The following is a 17,233-nucleotide window of genomic DNA, read 5'->3' on the forward strand; positions in this document are numbered from 1 at the left end:
ACAACATAGGGGTTTTTGTCGCGGGTTCAATCGCTGCGGAGGGTGGAAACAAGGTGTTCCGCCCCGTGACAAAGCCGCGCGGTCCAGCCCTCGGGCCGGCCTGCCAGTGGGGCCGAAAGCAAGCGCTCCCCGAGCCACAGCGCGGGGGTGGACAGCAGGGATGAACGCGGCAGCCCGCTTACCCGCCACGCCTCGCACTCTTCCAGCCCAACCTCGCCAAGCGCAGCCACATGGGCGCCTGCGGGCGGGGGCGGGCCGTGGAACTGCCAGCGCTTGTCCCACAGGGCCGCGGGTGGTGTCGCGGTTTCGGCCACGGCGGCATACTCGCGGGCAACCCGCCAAAGCGTGCCTTCGCTCGAAATCCGGCACCCGTGGAGGGTGCCGGCCTTGCCCTGCTCCAGCCCATCCAACATGGCGGTCAGCGCATCGAAGCGAGGGCGGTACACGCTGGAAGACACCCAGCAGAGCGCATGGGCAAAGGCCCTCAGCAGAATTTCGCGCGGCGCCGGAAAGCGGTTTGGGTTAGGCATGAGGAGGTCACCCTTTTCGACCATTGCGCGGCCAAGGTAGTCGGCAGCGCTGTCGTTCAGGGCATTGCGCGCCATAGCCATCTGTTCGGCGGTGCGGATCAGGCGGGAAGGTGTAAGGCCCAGTTCTGCGAGGCTCTCGGCCATGCGCCGCGCCTTCACCCGGTCAAACCGCTCATCCTCATTCGAAGGGTCATCGGCCCAGTCGATGCCTCGGCCCTCCAGCACCTCCCGCAACTCCTGCCGCCCGATCTTGAGCACGGGCCGCAGCCACGCCACGCCCTGCGAGACCCGCCGCTCGGGCATGGCGGCAAGCCCATCCACCCCGGACCCTCGGGCGAGCCGCAGCAGGACAGTTTCGGCCTGATCGTCTCGCGTGTGTCCGAGGGCCACATGCGCCAGCCCGTTGCGCTCGGCCCAGTCGGTCAAAAGCGCCGAACGGGCGGAACGGGCCTCGGCCTGAAGGTTCCCCTCCCCGGCCCAGCCTTCCCAAGGGAGCACTTCATGCGGCACATCTATCGACCGGCACAGCGCACCGACCTGCGCCGCCTCGGCGGCAGAGCCGTCACGCAGCCGGTGGTCGACGGTGGCAGCAAAGAGCTGCGTCTCCGGCAAGGCATCACGGGTCAGAACCAGCAGTGCGGTGCTGTCCCCACCGCCGGATAACGCAATGCCAAGCCGTTCAGGCGGCGACCCTGCAAAGAGGCGCGAGTAAGCGGCAGAAACCCTCTCGGCGGGGCTCAACTGCACCCGATGGTGCGCCGTGCGGCCCCGGCATCGAAGGCCACGTCGCTCTGCGGGAAGCGCACCTGCACTTCGCCCAGAGTGGTACAAGCCTCGTTGTTCTGGCCAAGGTCGGCCAGCGAGGTGCCCAGCTTGAAGAGCGCGTCAGCGGCCATCGGGCCTTGCGGGTCGGAAGAGTAGCTCTCGAGATAGGCGCGGGCGGCCTCAGGGACCTTCGACAACTCGTAGAGTGCCTCGCCGCGCCAGAAGTGCGCGGCGCCGGTCAGCGGGCCACCCGGGTAGGATTGGGTAAAGGACGCAAAGAGGTCAACGGCGCTTTGAAAGCTACCGGAGTCGAGGGCCGCCTTCGCCCGGTCGAAATCGGCCTGCTCGGCCACGGCCATCGCGGGGCCGGTGGAGGGGGCGGGGGTGGTGCCGCCATTGCCGGTATCGGGCGTGATCACCGCGGCCTGGCCACCGCCGCCCGTGCTGGGCGCGGTGCCGCCAAGCGGCAGGGTGTCACCGATCTCGCCAAAGTCGCAGCCCGGCTCGATCTCGCAGACCCGAAACTCAAGGTCGCCGATCCGGTTGGTGCCGTCCGATACAACGCGGTCAATCCGGTTCTGCATGTCTTCGGTGCGCGAGGTGAGCGCCTGAAGCTGGGCCTCGATCGCGTTCACCCGGTCGAGCACGGAGCCCGCCACTGCGCCGCCAGAGGCACCCTGCGTGGTGGAGAGCTCACGCTTCAGTTCCTGCATGGAGACATAGACAGTCGCCAGCTCCTGCCGGATATCGGCAAGGGTCTGAGCGTCTTGTGCTGTGGCGGAGCCGCCAGCCAGCGCAAGGAGTGAAGCGAAAAGAGCGCCCCGGATCATCGGATCAGAACCCCGCGCCTGCGGAGAGCACCGTCACCGAGCGGCGGTTCTTCATGTAGCAGGCCTCGGTCGAGCACACTTCGATCGGGCGCTCCTTGCCGTAGCTTACGGTCCTGAGCCGCGATCCGGCCACGCCCTGCGAAATCAGGTATTCCTGCACCGCATTGGCGCGGCGGGCGCCGAGGGCGAGGTTGTATTCACGGGTGCCCTGCTCGTCGGCGTGGCCTTCCACGATGGCAGAGTAGGAGCCATTGGTGTTCAGCCACTGTGCCTGCGCCGTAAGGGTCTGCTGCGCTTCGGGCGACAGGGTCGACTGGTCCACCGCAAAGAGCACGCGGTCACCTACGCGTTGCGAGAAGTACTCGGGCGAGTTGGGGTTGGATGCGGCATTGTTCGGATCGTAAGCATCTGCGCCCACGGTCCCGTCGCCGCCCGCGCCACCTGCGCCGAACCGGCCCGGATCGGTACAGGCCGAAACCGCAACTGCAAGGGCGATCAGCCCGGACTTCACGAGGATCTTTTTCATCTCGACTGCCTCTCTCTCATGGTGCGCCCTGTTGCGGGCGCTTTCCTTGGCGTTGTCTATACCACCCCGCACCGGGGTTGGGAAACATATGTGTTACCCTGCACGGCCCTCGCCGGTCAGGGCAAAAGCGGCGACCATGCCGGATCGGAGGCCGCGCCGGGGGTGGGCACCCGCTTGAGGTTACGGCCGGAAATATCGACGGAATAGAGCGCACTCTCGCCCCCTGCCCCACTGCCGGACCGGGTGAACATGATGACCCGCCCATTGGGGCTCCAGGTCGGGCCTTCATCGAGGAAGCTGGCGGTCAGCAGCCGCTCCTCCGAGCCATCCGTGCGCATGACGCCAATGTGGAATCGGCCCTGGTGCTGCTTGGTGAAGGCGATGAGATCGCCACGGGGGCTCCAGACCGGCGTGCCGTAGCGACCTTCGCCAAAGCTGATCCGCGTGGGCTCGCCGCCACCAGCCGACATCTTGTAGAGCTGCTGCGTGCCGGAGCGGTCGCTCTCGAACACGATCTGCGAGCCATCCGGCGAGTAGCTGGGCGCGGTCTCGATGGAGGGCGCGTTGGTCAGCGCCTGCGCTGTGCCGCCGGGCGTGAGCCGGTAGATATCGGTGTTGCCGCCCCGCTCGAGCGAGAACACGACCGTCTGCCCATCGGGCGCGAAACGCGGGGCGAAGGTCATGGTACCAGGCTGGTCATCGAGAATTCGGCGCTGCACGGTACCCACATCCATGATGTAGATCTTTGGGAAGCCGGTCTCGTAGCTGGTGTAGATCACCCGGTCGCCGTTGGGCGAAAAACGCGGTGCCAGTACGATCGAGGCGCTGCCGGTCAGATACTGCACATTGGCGCCGTCGTAATCCATCACCGCCAGACGCTTCTGCCGAGCATTCTTGGGCCCTTCCTCATGTACGAAGACCACACGGCTATCAAAGTAGCCGCCTTCGCCTGTGATCCGGCTGTACACCTGATCAGCCACCTTGTGGGCAATGCGGCGCCAGCTTGTGGTGGTGCCGCCGAGCTGGAGGCCATCGCCCAGCGGGGCTTCGGAGAACACGTCGAACAGGCGGAACTTCACGTTCACCCGCCCGCCTTCAGCCACCGAGACGGCGCCGGTGATGAGCGCCTGCGCGTTGATCGCCTTCCAGTCGGCATATTGCACCGGCGCGTCGAAGTTGGAGACGTTCGAGATGAAGGCATCGCGCGGGATCTGACGGAAGAGGCCCGTTCCCGCGAGGTCTGCGGCCACCACCTGAGAGAGCTGCGCGGCATACTCCTGCGCGGCGGCGTTCTCGGCGATGAACACCGGAATGGCGAAGGGCAGCGGCTCGATCACCCCTTCGGTGATCTCGATCCGGAGCGGGCCGTCCTGCGCGATGGCGGGGCTGATGCCGAGGGCGAGCGCGAGGCCCGCAAGGATATGGGTAAGTTTCTTCATGCCGCTCTCATTCCTCGCATTTCGTCTGTCATGAAGCCTGGGAGCCTCGTGTTATTCAATATCGGCAGGTTTCTGCCACGGTGAATGATAGGCATAGTCCCCCGAGAGGGGCAAAGTTCCGTGACATGGCGGATTGATGGCCGGGCGTGTCACTTGATCCTCATCTTCTCGGGGTTGAAGACCATCTCGATCTCCGCCCATTCACCGTATTTCTCAGCAGGCAGCGGGAAGCCCCGCGAACCGCACCGGATGATCGCACGGCGCGCCGCCTCGAAGGCCTGACGCACTGCATCGTCGGATCCGCCGTCGCTGCCCACCATCCGAATGGAGCCATTATCGGGCGTGCCGTTCTCGTTCATCGCCACCAGCACGGTGACCGTGACGCGCAGCGCATCTGTCGAAAGGCTGCCCACGTTCCAGCACTGCTGCACAGCAACCCGCAGCGCGTCCTTCTCGCCAGCCGTCATCGGCGGGCCGCTCCGGGATGGCGTGGTGTTGGCAGGTTCCGAGGCGCTCTGGCCCTCACTCACGGCATCGGCGACCGCATCGGCAATGGCGTCTGAGGTATCCTGCGAGGTTTCCGCGCGGGCCGGCTCAGCCTCGGGCGCGCGGCGTGCCGGGCGGCTCTTAGGCCGGGGCGAGCCGGTGGGCGCGAGGGCCACGACCTCGCCGCCCGCAGGCTCTTCGGCCTCGGTCACGATCTCGGTGTTGGCGGCCTCGGGCGCGGTATCCTCCTGCGCCTCCTGCGCGGGCTCTTCCTCGGCGGGCGTCGGCTCGGCGGCCTCGGTCATCTCCGTATCCACGGCTGCATCCGGCTCGGGGGCCACGGCAGGCGTCGGCGCCACGCGCTGAGCCGGGCGCTCCTTCGGGCGGCGCGAACTGTCTAGCACGAGGCTGGCACCGGGGGGCTCGTCGGGCGCGGCGACCGGGGCTTCGGGCGCGGGCGGCGCTGTCTCTGTCACTTCGGCCTCGGGAAGCGGCTCCAGCGCCGATGTGTCCGGGGCTTCGTCAGGCGCAACCTCTGCGGCCCGCGGCGGCGGCGCCTCAGAGGGCTGCGGCTCGGTCTCGGGTGCAGGCGGCTCGGGGGTTTCCGGCTCGGTCTCGGGCGGCTCCGGTGTTTCGGGGGCTTCTGGCACTTCGGGACCAGCCGCCGCCGGATCGGTCGCATTGGAGACCAGCGCGGCATACTCGTCGCCCGAAATCATCGACACATTGGTCACCGTTTCGGCGGGCGACTCCCAATGGATCACCCCGCCGATCAACGCCCAGCCGATCAGCCCAAGGTGGGCCCCGCCGGAGATGATGGTGCTTTTGTCGAGTTTCTCGGGCATGAGCGCCCCCTACCCGTCCGACCCGTCGAGCGTGGGGCCGCCAGTGTCGGTCACCAGGCCGATGTTGCCGAAGCCGCCGGCGTTCAGCGCGCCCATAATCCGCATCACCCGCTCGTAGGGAATGGCGCCATCGGCGCGAAGGAACACCTTGTCATCCGCGCGTTCGGCGGCAATGGCCCGCAGGCGCGTCACCAGCGCGGCCTCATCGACCGGCGTGGTCTGGATCAAGGTCTCGCCCTCGGCGGTCAACGTAATGGTCAGCGGCTCCTCCTGCTCGGAGGGCAGCGCCTGCGCCGCCGTCTCGGGCAGCTGGATCGGCACACCAACGGTCAGCAGAGGTGCGGCAACCATGAAGATAATGAGGAGCACGAGCATCACGTCGACAAAGGGCGTGACGTTGATCTCGCTCATCGCCGCGGCCCGGCCCCGCCCGCGCGAGCGGCGCTTGCGATTGCCGCCGCCGGTGTTGATGACACCCGCACCCATCTCAGCTGTCCAACTGGCGCGAGAGGATGGTGGCGAACTCGTCGGCGAAGCTCTCGTAGTTGCCGGCGATGCGGTCGCTGTCAGACGACAGCTTGTTGTAGAAGATCACCGCCGGGATAGCCGCCAGCAGGCCGAGACCGGTAGCCACAAGCGCCTCGGCGATGCCCGGCGCCACGACAGCGAGGTCGGTCGACCGGCTCACGGCGATCTCTTCAAAGGCGTTCTTGATACCCCAGACCGTGCCGAACAGGCCAACGAAGGGCGCAGTGGAGCCGACGGTCGCCAGAAACGGCAGGCCCTGGTTGAGTTTGTCGGTTTCCTTTGCAATGGCCACATCCATCGAACGGTCTATCCGGGCCTGTGCCCCGGCGATCAGCGCGCCATCTTCGCGGTGCGACCGACGCCACTCGATCATGCCTGAAGCAAAGATCTTCTGGCTCGCGCCCTTGGGCTCGGTGCCGATCTGATCGAAAAGCTCATCGAGCGGCTCGCCCGACCAGAACGCCCGGTCGAAGCTGCCTGCCTCGGAGCGGCGCAGCCGGTACATCATAATTTTCTCGATGATGATCTTCCACGACCAGAACGAGGCGATGATCAGCAGGATCATCACGATCTTCACGGTAAGCGTAGCGCGCATGAAAAGCGCAAGCAGGGAGAAGTCGATCTCCTGCGCCAAAGCAGCTGTTTCGGAACCCATGTGCCTCTGTTCCCGCCTCTTGTAATGTCGCCCCGTGCGGGGCCGCCCGATAGGGGCCGCTCTTCTGGCGGCCTTCTGGCGCGAACTATACAGAGGCGGAAGAGCAAAAGCCAACACCATCGCGTGATGGGCAAAGATAGGCGCAGCCCTGCCCGCGGGCCACAAATGTCGAAAAACGCACCGACCCGCTTTTCGCGGTTGCAGGCGGCATATATGGTGCGCGCCAAACAAGATTGAGGCAGAGGCTGCGTGCTGGCGCAGTCAGAAGGGCAAGGGCCATGGCGCATATCATCGTCGTCGGCAATGAAAAGGGCGGGTCGGGCAAATCCACGACCTCGATGCACATTTCAACCGCACTGGCCCGCATGGGCTGGAAGGTCGGCGCACTCGACCTCGATCTGCGCCAGCGCAGCTTTGCCCGCTATCTCGACAACCGCCGCACCTTTGCCGAGGCGCAGGGCATCAGCCTCGCCGGGCCGGTCTTTCGCGAGTTGCCGCAGGTCGACCAGGCAAGCCTCGAAGCGGGTGAGAACATCTATGATCGCCGCCTCTCCGCCGCCGTGGCCGGGCTGGAAGGCGATATGGATTACATCCTGATCGACTGTCCCGGCTCGCACACGCGGCTCAGCCAGGTTGCCCACTCGCTGGCCGACACCCTCGTGACACCGCTCAACGACAGCTTCGTCGACTTCGACCTGCTGGCCCGGATCGACCCGGCCTCCGGCAAGATCCTCGGCCCCTCGGTCTATTCCGAGATGGTCTGGTCTGCCCGTCAGGTGCGCGCGCAGGCCGGGTTGCCGCCGATTGATTGGCTTGTGGTGCGCAACCGTCTTGGCCCGCAGGCCATGCACAACAAGAAAAAGATGGGCGACGCGCTCGACAAGCTTTCCAAGCGCATCGGCTTCCGCGCGGCAGCGGGGTTCTCCGAGCGGGTCATCTTCCGCGAGCTTTTCCCGCGCGGGCTGACCCTGCTGGACCTCGGCGATGTGGGCGTGGAGCGGCTGAACATCTCCAACGTCGCCGCCCGTCAGGAACTGCGCGACCTGATCACCAACCTGCGGCTGCCCGGAGTCTCACCCGACTTCTAAGCCCCGGCCTACTTGCCGAACGGGTTCTGCGCAGCCTCCACGGCGGCATTGGAGAAGCCCATTGGCTTTGTCTTGGCCGGCTGCGTCTGCACGGCAGCCTGCACCGCGGCAAAGATATCTCCCGCATCTGCGCCATGGGCGTTGGCTTTGAGCGGCGAGGCGATCTCGGCCTGAACTGCAGCCATGATGTCAGCGGCCTGTGTCGGATCCTGCTTGCCAGCCAGAGCGCTCTCCTTTTTCACCGGCTTCGGACCGACGAGCTTTTCCGGCACGCCCCGCCCAGCCAAGGGTCGCTTCAGGCCACCACTGTCGAGCGCGGCGAAATCGTCGATCCCGTCGCGGCGGGCTGTATAGGTGCCGGTCTCATCGGCGCGGCGCCCTAGCGCGAGCACCTCACGCATCAGGGCCGTGCCGGTCGAGCCATCGGCCATTTCAGGGCTGTAGGACGGGATGAACACCTGCCCGGTGGCGGCATCCACCGCGAAGGGGTCAACAAAAGGATCGTCCTCGACCGCGACCTCCTGGGCCTGCGCCTCGGGCTGGTCAGGAGCACGGCGCTTGGCGGCACGCCCACGGGCAAAGCCGATCATGGCCAGAAGCACGGCAATTGTGCCGCCCATGCCGAGGATCATCGGCTGCTCGACATCCGGCGCGGCGGCAAGATCTGCCGCCCGCCCGACCCGGAACGGCGCGATGGTCAGGAAATCGTCCGCGATGGAGCGCTCATTCTCGACAAAAGCATCGAGCACCAGAGCGCGGTAGAGGCCTGCATTGGCCGCCTGTCCGCCCACTGAGATGTAGGGCCCAACCGCGCCTTCCCCGTCGATCTGTGCGACAAGGCTGTTCACTTCGACCTCGCCAATGGTCTGCCCGCCCGGTCCCTGATCGTAGAGCAGCACGCCGAGCGCGGGGCCGAGGGTGTTTTCGGCTGCGTAGGGATAGACCGGGATCATCACGCCGAGGTAATCGCCCTCCGGGCCACCCGGCGCGAGCAGATCGTATTGCATGGACAGGTCGAGCTGGCCCATCACATGCACCTCGGCAGAGGCATGAATATCAGTTGCGGGATCGAAGGCCTCGATGGTCACGGCCTGCGGCTGGGGCGCCTCGGCCACCGCCCGCAAAGCGCTGCTAGTCTTGATTTCTTCCAGCAAAATCCAGCCGCCGAGGCCGAACGCACCCACGCCCGCCAACAGGATTGGCCACGCCAGAACAGCGAATATACGGTTCAGGCCACCCATCGATCGCCCCTTGCACTAGCCCTCATTGTTGCCGGTTGTGATACAAACCTGTGGCGGCAATGGGGCAGGTTGGCGAAATCTGCGGGGCGAATTGGCGAAACGGCGGTGCTTGCTGCGTCTTCAGGTTGGCAGCGCCGTGGTCTTGAAGACCGTGCGCAACGCGAAGCTCGATTGCATGCCCTGCACGCCGGGCAGGCGGGCGAGATACTGTCGGTGAATGCGGGCAAAATCCTCGGTATCCTCCGCCACGACCTTGAGCAGGTAGTCGGCAGCGCCGCCGAGCAGGTGGCACTCGAGCACGGCAGGTACGCGGGCCACGGCCTTTTCGAAGGCATCGAGGATATCGTCGGTCTGCCCCGCCAGCCGGATCTCGACGAAGACGGTGGTGGCGAGCCCCAGCTTTCGGGCGTCAAGCAGCGCCACATAGTCGCGGATCACCTTGGCTTTCTCCAGCCGCTGCACCCGGCGATGGCAGGCCGAGGGCGAGAGGTTGACCGCCTCCGCCAGTTCTGCCGAGGTCATCCGTCCCCGGCGCTGCAGGGCGACGAGTATCCGGCGGTCGGTTTCGTCGATTTCCGTCTCCACGCAAAAATCTCCCGTCAAAGCCTTCAGCGGCGCTTGAGAACGGGCGTCAGGCTGGCGTCGGGCGGCTCAAATGTCAAAGCGATTGCGACCGGCGCGTGCGACACTTCGCGCAGGAACGGGAGGACCAATATGAAGATCGGATGCCCGAGCGAGATCAAGGCACAGGAATACCGCGTGGGGTTGACCCCTGCGGCCGCTCAGGAGGCCGTGACCCACGGCCACGAGGTGCTGGTACAAGCCGGCGCAGGTGCGGGAGCCGGGTTTGCGGATGCGGATTACGAGGCCGCAGGCGCCCGCATCGCGGAGAGTGCGGAGCAGGTCTTTGCCGAAGCCGAGATGGTAGTGAAGGTAAAGGAGCCGCAGGCGGCGGAGCGGAAGATGCTGCGCGAGGGCCAGATCCTCTTCACCTATCTCCACCTCGCTCCCGACCCGGATCAAACCAAGGACCTGCTGGAGAGCGGCGTGACCGCCATCGCCTATGAAACCGTGACCGACCGCGCCGGGGGCCTGCCCCTGCTCGCCCCGATGAGCGAAGTCGCCGGCAAGCTCGCGCCGCAGGTGGGCGCATGGGCGCTGCAAAAGGCCAATGGCGGGCGCGGAGTGCTAATGGGCGGCGTGCCGGGTGTCGGCCCTGCTGAGGTGGTCGTGATCGGTGGCGGCGTTGTCGGCACGCAGGCGGCGCGGGTCGCGGCGGGCATGGGCGCCCATGTGACCGTACTCGACCGCTCCCTGCCTCGGCTGCGCTACCTCGACGATGCCTTTCGCGGCGAGTTTTCAACCCGTTACGCGAGCGCGGCGACCACCGCGGAACTCGTCGCGCGGGCCGATATGGTGGTGGGCGCGGTGCTGATCCCCGGTGCGGCAGCGCCCAAACTGGTGAGCAGGGCGGAGCTTTCGGGCATGAAGCCCGGCGCGGTGCTGGTAGACGTGGCGATCGACCAAGGGGGCTGTTTCGAGACCTCCAAGGCCACCACCCATGAAGACCCGATCTACGAGGTCGACGGCATCGTGCATTACTGCGTGGCCAACATGCCCGGCGCCGTGCCGCGCACCTCGACGCTGGCACTCGGCAACGCGACGCTGCCTTTTGTCATCGCGCTGGCAAACAACGGCTGGAAGGCCGCCTGCGAGGCAGATGAGCACCTTATGGCCGGGCTGAACACCCACGCCGGCCGGCTGACAAACTACGCCGTTGGTCGCGCGCTTGGGATCGACGTGCTCTCGCCGTCCCTGGCGCTAAAGCTCTGAAATCGCATGGAAGCCCCCGGGTTACGGGGCTTCCATCGCTGCCCTGAAGGCCCGGGGGCTGACCCCGGCTTCGCGGGTGAACGCCCGCGAAAAATGCGCGGGGTCGGCGTAGCCCAGCCGGAAGGCCACCTGCTGCACGGGCAGGTTGGTGTAGGTCAGCAAACGCCGCGCCTCGCGGTGGCTGCGGGCGGCAATGAGGGCGCTCACTGGCTGCCCGGTGGCCTCTCGGGTGATCCGGCTCAGGTGCTGCGGGCTGACGGCGAGGGCGCGGGCGACCTCGGCCACCGGGAGGCGCTCGGTAAAGCGAGCTTCGATCAGCGTCTCCAGCCGCCGAAACAGCGGATGCTCCGCCCCCTGCCCCGCCCGTGCCTGCCCGGAGAGATGACGTGCTACGAGCGCCAAAACCTGCCCGGCCAGCATCCGAAGCATCTGGGCGCGGGCAAAGCTACGGCCTTGATATTCTGCGAAAATATCCTGCATTGCCCCGGCCAGCGCCCCGGCACGCTGCGCCACACGCGGGTGCTTCAACTCGGCCCAGAGCCCCTCGGCGGGCCGCAGGATCTGGTCGAGCAGTTCCGATGGCAGGGTCAGCACCCACCCCTCCGTGCCCGGATCGAACCGGAAGCCATGCACCGAACCGGCGGGCATGTTCACCACCACCTCCGGCCCGAGAGCCCGCTCCCGCCCCTCGACCAGTGCGACGCCGCCCCCGGAGGACAGCAGCAGAACCTGATGCAGCCGTGCATGGCGATGCGGCGAGAGTTGCCAATCGTGCAAGACCGACCGCGCCGCAATGGTCTCGCAATGCACCACATCGGCAAGGTCGGCCGTTTCGCCGAAGAGGTTGTAGCTGCTTATCCCGGCCTGCTGCGTCATGTTCGAAATGTACAAGTATTCGCGCGGGCCGTCCATTCGGGCCGCGCGGGCTTCACGCCAGAATGGCCCCGAACAGGGAGGACATTCCATGCGCACACAGGTCGCCATCATCGGCGGCGGGCCCTCCGGCCTGCTGCTCTCTCAACTTCTTCGCACCAAGGGCATTGCCAGCGTGGTGCTGGAGCGCCGCTCGCGCGACTACGTGCTTTCGCGCATCCGTGCAGGTATCCTCGAGCGCGGCATGGTCGGCCTGATGCGGCAGGCCGGGCTGGGCGAGCGGATGGACAAGGAATGCTATGTCCACGACGGCACGCTCATTGCCTTTGACGGCGAAGAGATCCCGATCGACTTCAAGGGGCTCACCGGACATTCCGTCACCGTCTACGGCCAGACAGAGGTGACCCGCGATCTCTACGATGCCGCCGAGGCCGACCCGGGCCGGGTGCTGACGGAATGCGACGAAGTCATGCCCCACGATCTCGACAGTGACAAACCTTACGTCACATTCGTTAAGGATGGGCAAACGCAGCGGATCGACTGCGATTACGTGGCCGGTTGCGACGGGTTTCATGGCATCTCGCGGCAGATGATCCCGGCCGAGAAGCGGCGGGAATACGAAAAGACCTACCCCTTCGGCTGGCTCGGCATCCTGTCGGAAACCCCGCCGGTCCATGAAGAGCTGATCTATGCCACCTCGCAGCGTGGCTTCGCCCTGTGCTCGATGCGGAATGAAAATCTCAGCCGCTACTTCGTGCAGTGCCCGATGACCGAGAAGGTCGAGGATTGGTCGGACGACCGGTTCTGGGATGAGCTGCGCCGCCGCCTGCCCGCCCATCATGCCGAGGCAATGGTGACCGGCCCCTCTATCGAGAAAGGCATCGCACCGCTGCGTAGCTTTGTGTGCGAGCCGATGCGCTGGGGGCGGCTGTTCCTGTGCGGAGACGCGGCCCATATCGTGCCGCCGACCGGCGCGAAGGGTCTCAACACCGCGGCCTCCGACATCCACTACCTCTTCAACGCGCTCGTCCAGTTCTACGAGGAGGCCGACGCCGAGGGGCTGGAGCGTTACTCCGAGACCGCCCTCACGCGGGTCTGGAAGGCAGAGCGGTTCTCGTGGTGGATGACCACGCAGTTGCATCGCTTCCCCGACCAGACCGATTTTGATCTGCGCATCCAGCGGGCCGAAATGGAGTTTCTGCGCGACAGTGAGGCGGCTCAGAAGGTTCTGGCCGAGAATTACGTAGGCCTGCCCTACTGAAAACCGCCTGAATTTTCGGCACCCCGGCAGGGGCAGGCCGGTCTGCGGGCCGCTTGTCAATGGACAAGGGCGGCCCGTCGGTTACGGTGGGTCCGACAAGGGACACATCGGAACGCATCATGAGTGATCTGGCCACCATCTGGGACTGGCTCGGCTTTGCCGTCCGCTGGCTGCATGTCATCGCGGCCATCGCCTGGATCGGCGACAGCTTCTACTTCATCGCGCTCGACCTCGGTCTGCGCCCCTCGACCGACCGGCGCGAGGGTGTGGCAGGCGAGGAGTGGCAGGTGCATGGCGGCGGCTTCTACCAGATGAAGAAGTTCACCGTGGCCCCGCGCGAGTTGCCCGACCATCTGGTGTGGTTCAAGTGGCAGAGCTACACCACGTGGCTCTCCGGCGCGGCTTTGCTGGCCATTGTTTACTGGGTCGGCGCGGAGCTTTACCTGATCGACGCGGCCAAGGCTGACCTCGCCCCGTGGCAGGCGATCCTGATTTCGGCAGGCTCGCTCACCATCGGCTGGCTGGTCTATGATTTTCTCTGCAAGAGCGGCATGGCCACGCGCCCTACCCTGCTGATGGTGCTGCTCTTTGTCCTGCTAATGGCGATGGGCTGGGGCTACTCCCAGATCTTCACCGGGCGGGCGATGATGCTGCACCTCGGGGCCTTCACCGCCACGATCATGACCGCCAACGTGTTCTTCATCATCATGCCGAACCAGCGCATCGTGGTGGCCGATCTCAAGGCGGGCCGCACGCCCGATGCGAAATACGGCAAGATCGCCAAGCTGCGTTCGACCCACAACAACTACCTCACCCTGCCGGTGCTCTTCCTGATGCTCAGCAACCACTACCCGCTGGCCTTTGCCACCGAGTACAGCTGGATCATCGCCGGGCTGGTCTTTTTGATGGGGGTCACGATCCGGCATTTCTTCAACACCAAGCACATGGGCAAGCCCTGGCCATGGTGGACATGGGCGGTGACGGCGGGGCTCTTCGTGGTGATCATGTGGCTCTCCACCGCGGGCTTCGAGCAGGACAGTTACGAGGAGGCCGGAGAGGCCGCGCTCACGCCCCGGCAGGAGATGCTAGCCGCAGTGGAGGGCTTCGAGGTAGTGGAGAGCATTGTGCTGGGTCGCTGCTCGATGTGCCATGCCCGTGAAACGGCCTATGACGGCGTGCCCTACGCGCCCAAGCACCTGTTCCTCGAGACCCGGCCCGACATCCTGCGCGCGGCGCGGCAGATCTACCTGCAATCGGGCGTGAGTGAGGCGATGCCACCGGCCAACGTGAGCTACATGGAGCCGGAGGAACGGGCGGCGATCCGGGCGTGGTATCGGGCTGCCGTGGCGTCGCTTCCAGTGCCGTACCGGCTGGCTGAAGCGGCGGCGGACTGAGCCTTTACTGCTCCAACCCTTTGAGAATGGGGCAATCGGGCCGGTGATCGCCCGCGCAGGCGTGCACCAGATCTGTCAGCGTGTCACGCATCGCAGTCAGCTCGGCGATCTTGGCCTCGATCTGCGCGAGATGCTCCTGCGCCACCGCCTTCACATCCGCAGAGGCGCGGCCTGAATCCTCGTAGAGGGCCAGCAGCGTCCGGCAATCCTCGACCGAAAAGCCTAGGCCTCGGGCGCGGGCGAGAAAGTGGAGCTTGTGGATATGGGTCTCCGAGAAGCTGCGGTAGCCGTTTGTGCCCCGGTCCGGGGTGATCAGGCCGATATCCTCGTAGTAGCGGATCGTCTTGGGCGGCAGGCCGGCGCGGGTGGCGGCTTCGGAAATGTTCATGCGGCGGCCCTCCTCAGGCGCAAGGCATTGGCGACGACGGCGAGGGACGAGAGCGCCATTGCCCCGGCCCCGAGCATGGGGGAAAGCTGCGGGCCGCCGAAGGGGACGAGCACGCCAGCGGCGACCGGGATCAGCAACACGTTGTAGCCAAAGGCCCATGCAAGGTTTTGGCGGATGTTGGCCATGGCACGGCGGGAGATTTCATGCGCAGCGGTGAGGCCCGTGAGGCGGCCCGAGAGCAGCACCACATCGGCGGCCTCCACGGCGACCTCGGTGCCGGTGCCGATGGCGAGGCCGACATCGGCGGCGGCGAGCGCGGGCGCGTCGTTGATGCCGTCGCCGACGAAGCCGACCGGGCCTGCGGCCTTCAGCGCCTCGATGCGGGCGAGCTTGTCGGCCGGCAGGAGGCCGCCCTCCGGGGCGTCGATGGCCAGATCGCGTGCCACGGCCTGCGCCACACGCGGGGCATCGCCCGAGAGGAGCGCGAGGGATACGCCCCGTGCCTTGAGGGCTTTCAGGGCGGGGGCGGCATCGGGCTTCACTGGGTCAGCGACGGTGAAGAGGGCGACCACGGCACCATCGACGGCGAGAAAAAACGCGGTTTCGGCGCGGGTTTCGGCTTCGTCCAGCGCCTCGATGAGCGTGGGTGAGATGGCGATCCCCTCGGCATCCATGCTGCGTTTTCCGCCCAGGATCAGGGCCTTGCCCTCCACCGTTGCGGTGAGACCGTAGCCGGGTTTGGCGGTGGCATTCGTCGCCGGAGAGAGCGCGACCCCAGCTGCCTCGGCGGCCTGCACCAACGCCTTGGCGAGCGGGTGCTCGGAGCGGGCCTCGGCGGAGGCGGCGAGGCGCAGGGCCTCTGCGCGGGGGATCCCGTCGGGCAGCACGGAGGTCAGCGCGGGGTGGCCCTCGGTCAGCGTGCCAGTCTTGTCGAAGGCAAGTGTTTCAACGGCCCCGAGCTGCTCCAGCGCCGAGCCCTGACGGAAGATCACGCCGAGCTGCGCCGCCCGCCCGGTGGCAACGAGGATCGAGACCGGCGTGGCCAGACCCATTGCGCAGGGGCAGGCGATGATCAGCACCGATACGGCGGCGACGAGGGCGCGGGAGATATCGCCGGTGGCGGCGAGCCAGACCGCCGCGGTGAGCGCGGCGATGATGAGGACGGCGGGGACGAAGATTGACGTAACTTTGTCGATGGTGCGCTGAACCGGGAGCTTGCTGGCCTGCGCCCGCTCCACCTGCGCGGCGATGCGCGAGAGCACCGTGTCGGCGCCAACTGCGGTGGCGCGGTAGCTGAGGGCGGTGGTGCCGTTGAGCGTGCCGCCGGTCAGCGCATCGCCCGGCGCCTTGCCGACAGGGGCGGATTCGCCGGTGACCATCGCCTCGTCGAGCCAGCCTTCGCCCTCGGTCACGATGCCATCCACGGCCACGCGGCCTCCGGGCGCGAGGTGCAGAGCGTCGCCCGGAGCAATCTCGGAAACCGGTTTGTTCTGAAGGCCTTGCGGCGTTTCGACAGCGGCGGTCTCGGGCGTGAGCGCCATCAGGCCGCGCAGGGCGGCCCCGGCCTGACCACGGGCGCGGGCCTCCAGCGTGCGGCCCAGAAGGATGAGGGTGACGATGACGGCGGCGGCCTCGAAATAAACGTGGTTCGCGCCGTCTGGCACCAGGCTGGGGGCGAAGGTGGCGAGGGTCGAATAGGCCCATGCCGCCCCGGCGCCGAGGGCGACGAGGGCGTTCATCTCGGGCGCGCGGCGCAGCAGGGCGGGGATGCCAGAGGTGAAGAAGAGGCGGCCGGGAAAGGCGAGCACGGCGGTGGTGAGCAGGAATTGCACGATGCGCCAAGGGGTTACGCCGAGTGTGGCACTGACCCAGTGGTGCAGCGGCGGGTAGAGGTGGCCGCCCATCTCGATCAGGAAGACCGGCGCAGTCAGTAGTGCCGCGATCAGAGTACGGCGGGCCATGGCGCGGGTTTCCTCGCCGGTATCGGCGGGGGTGACATCATGGGTGTGAAGATGCGCGGTCGCCGGGTAGCCCGCCGCTTTGCTTGCCTTTTCAAGCAGTTCCACCGGCACAGCCCCCTGAACCGTGGCCCGGCGGGTGGCGAGGTTGACGGAGGCGGAGGTTACGCCCGGCACGGCGCTCAGAGCCTTTTCGACGGTGCCGACGCAGGAGGCGCAGTGCATGTTTTCGATGGTGAGCGTGATGCTCCCGGGGGCTGCTTCGCTTGGCTCATTGGCCAGGGGGGCGGCCTCATCGCTGCGCTCTTCGGCTTCGGCGGGGGCCGTATCGACAGTGGCCGGATAGCCCGCCTCGGTCACCACAGCGGCCAGGGCGTCGGGCGTTATTTGCGAGGGATCATAATGCGTTACGGCCTCACCGGGCTGGCGCGTAACGGTGGCGGATTGCACGCCGGGGGCGGCCAGCAGGGCGGCTTCGACGCGGGCGCTGCACTTGCCGCAGGTCATGCCCGAGACGCTGAGTCGGGCCGTGGAATAAGGGGTATCGCGCATGGCGGAGGCTCCGGGGCGGGGGTCGCCCGGTGCCTTACATA

Annotated in this window: 15 protein-coding genes and 1 pseudogene; 4 read left to right on the forward strand and 12 right to left on the reverse strand. The window is 66.6% G+C overall.

All coding sequences use genetic code 11. The annotated features are described in order from the left end of the window. Positions 1–26: 26 nt before the first annotated feature. The 7 genes from tilS to tolQ form a co-directional block, all read right to left on the reverse strand. Complete coding sequence (tilS, locus tag KUV38_RS11045) at positions 27–1,277, reverse strand: tRNA lysidine(34) synthetase TilS (protein WP_410001028.1); 1,251 nt, start codon at positions 1,275–1,277, stop codon at positions 27–29. Next, the gene (gene ybgF / locus KUV38_RS11050) at positions 1,268–2,122 is read right to left on the reverse strand and encodes a tol-pal system protein YbgF (RefSeq protein ID WP_410001039.1); all 855 of its coding nucleotides are present in this window, start codon (positions 2,120–2,122) and stop codon (positions 1,268–1,270) included. The genes tilS and ybgF overlap by 10 nt, the downstream gene beginning before the upstream one ends. Positions 2,123–2,129: 7 nt before the next feature. Next, positions 2,130–2,651: a peptidoglycan-associated lipoprotein Pal gene (gene pal, locus KUV38_RS11055; RefSeq protein WP_222470097.1), complete on the reverse strand. Its 522-nt coding sequence runs from the start codon at positions 2,649–2,651 to the stop codon at positions 2,130–2,132. 116 nt (positions 2,652–2,767) lie between these two features. Beyond that, positions 2,768–4,090 carry a Tol-Pal system beta propeller repeat protein TolB gene (gene tolB, locus KUV38_RS11060; protein WP_222470098.1) on the reverse strand — a complete coding sequence of 441 codons (1,323 nt, stop codon included), beginning with the start codon at positions 4,088–4,090 and terminating at the stop codon, positions 2,768–2,770. A 149-nt stretch (positions 4,091–4,239) separates the two neighbouring features. Beyond that, the gene (locus KUV38_RS11065; protein ID WP_222470099.1) at positions 4,240–5,421 is read right to left on the reverse strand and encodes a hypothetical protein; all 1,182 of its coding nucleotides are present in this window, start codon (positions 5,419–5,421) and stop codon (positions 4,240–4,242) included. Positions 5,422–5,430: 9 nt separating this feature from the next. Beyond that, positions 5,431–5,907, reverse strand: coding sequence for a protein TolR (tolR, locus tag KUV38_RS11070; RefSeq protein ID WP_222470100.1), 477 nt, complete (start codon positions 5,905–5,907; stop codon positions 5,431–5,433). Between the two features lies 1 nt (position 5,908). Further along, positions 5,909–6,604: a protein TolQ gene (tolQ, locus tag KUV38_RS11075; RefSeq protein WP_222470101.1), complete on the reverse strand. Its 696-nt coding sequence runs from the start codon at positions 6,602–6,604 to the stop codon at positions 5,909–5,911. 200 nt (positions 6,605–6,804) lie between these two features. Between tolQ and KUV38_RS11080 the strand changes: the two are divergent. After that, positions 6,805–7,692, forward strand: a pseudogene (locus KUV38_RS11080) (division plane positioning ATPase MipZ); the annotation flags it as partial. An 8-nt stretch (positions 7,693–7,700) separates the two neighbouring features. On the opposite strand, the gene KUV38_RS11085 reads toward KUV38_RS11080, so the two are convergent. Together KUV38_RS11085 and KUV38_RS11090 are read right to left on the reverse strand one after the other, a co-directional pair. Next, positions 7,701–8,933 carry a hypothetical protein gene (locus KUV38_RS11085; protein WP_222470102.1) on the reverse strand — a complete coding sequence of 411 codons (1,233 nt, stop codon included), beginning with the start codon at positions 8,931–8,933 and terminating at the stop codon, positions 7,701–7,703. A 120-nt stretch (positions 8,934–9,053) separates the two neighbouring features. Next, a complete protein-coding gene (locus KUV38_RS11090; protein WP_222470103.1) occupies positions 9,054–9,518 on the reverse strand; it encodes an Lrp/AsnC family transcriptional regulator in 465 nt (154 codons plus the stop codon). Positions 9,519–9,647: 129 nt separating this feature from the next. Between KUV38_RS11090 and ald the strand changes: the two genes are divergently transcribed. Further along, the gene (gene ald / locus KUV38_RS11095) at positions 9,648–10,766 is read left to right on the forward strand and encodes an alanine dehydrogenase (protein ID WP_222470104.1); all 1,119 of its coding nucleotides are present in this window, start codon (positions 9,648–9,650) and stop codon (positions 10,764–10,766) included. Between the two features lie 21 nt (positions 10,767–10,787). Here ald and KUV38_RS11100 read toward each other — a convergent pair whose 3' ends face one another. Further along, on the reverse strand, positions 10,788–11,642 hold the full coding sequence (locus tag KUV38_RS11100; RefSeq protein WP_261385206.1) for a helix-turn-helix domain-containing protein: 855 nt from the start codon (positions 11,640–11,642) through the stop codon (positions 10,788–10,790). 88 nt (positions 11,643–11,730) lie between these two features. On the opposite strand from KUV38_RS11100, the gene pobA reads away from it, so the two are divergent. Both pobA and KUV38_RS11110 read left to right on the forward strand, forming a co-directional pair. Beyond that, positions 11,731–12,900, forward strand: a complete 1,170-nt coding sequence (gene pobA / locus KUV38_RS11105) for a 4-hydroxybenzoate 3-monooxygenase (protein ID WP_222470106.1) — start codon at positions 11,731–11,733, stop codon at positions 12,898–12,900. Between the two features lie 119 nt (positions 12,901–13,019). Continuing rightward, complete coding sequence (locus KUV38_RS11110; protein WP_222470107.1) at positions 13,020–14,294, forward strand: urate hydroxylase PuuD; 1,275 nt, start codon at positions 13,020–13,022, stop codon at positions 14,292–14,294. Between the two features lie 4 nt (positions 14,295–14,298). On the opposite strand, the gene cueR is transcribed toward KUV38_RS11110, so the two are convergent. Then, positions 14,299–14,682, reverse strand: a complete 384-nt coding sequence (gene cueR / locus KUV38_RS11115; RefSeq protein WP_222470108.1) for a Cu(I)-responsive transcriptional regulator — start codon at positions 14,680–14,682, stop codon at positions 14,299–14,301. Continuing rightward, complete coding sequence (locus KUV38_RS11120; protein ID WP_222470109.1) at positions 14,679–17,192, reverse strand: heavy metal translocating P-type ATPase; 2,514 nt, start codon at positions 17,190–17,192, stop codon at positions 14,679–14,681. Before KUV38_RS11120 ends, cueR begins: the two co-directional genes overlap by 4 nt. Between the last annotated feature and the right edge of the window lie 41 nt (positions 17,193–17,233).

This window comes from Vannielia litorea (assembly GCF_019801175.1).
Lineage (GTDB): Bacteria > Pseudomonadota > Alphaproteobacteria > Rhodobacterales > Rhodobacteraceae > Vannielia > Vannielia litorea_B.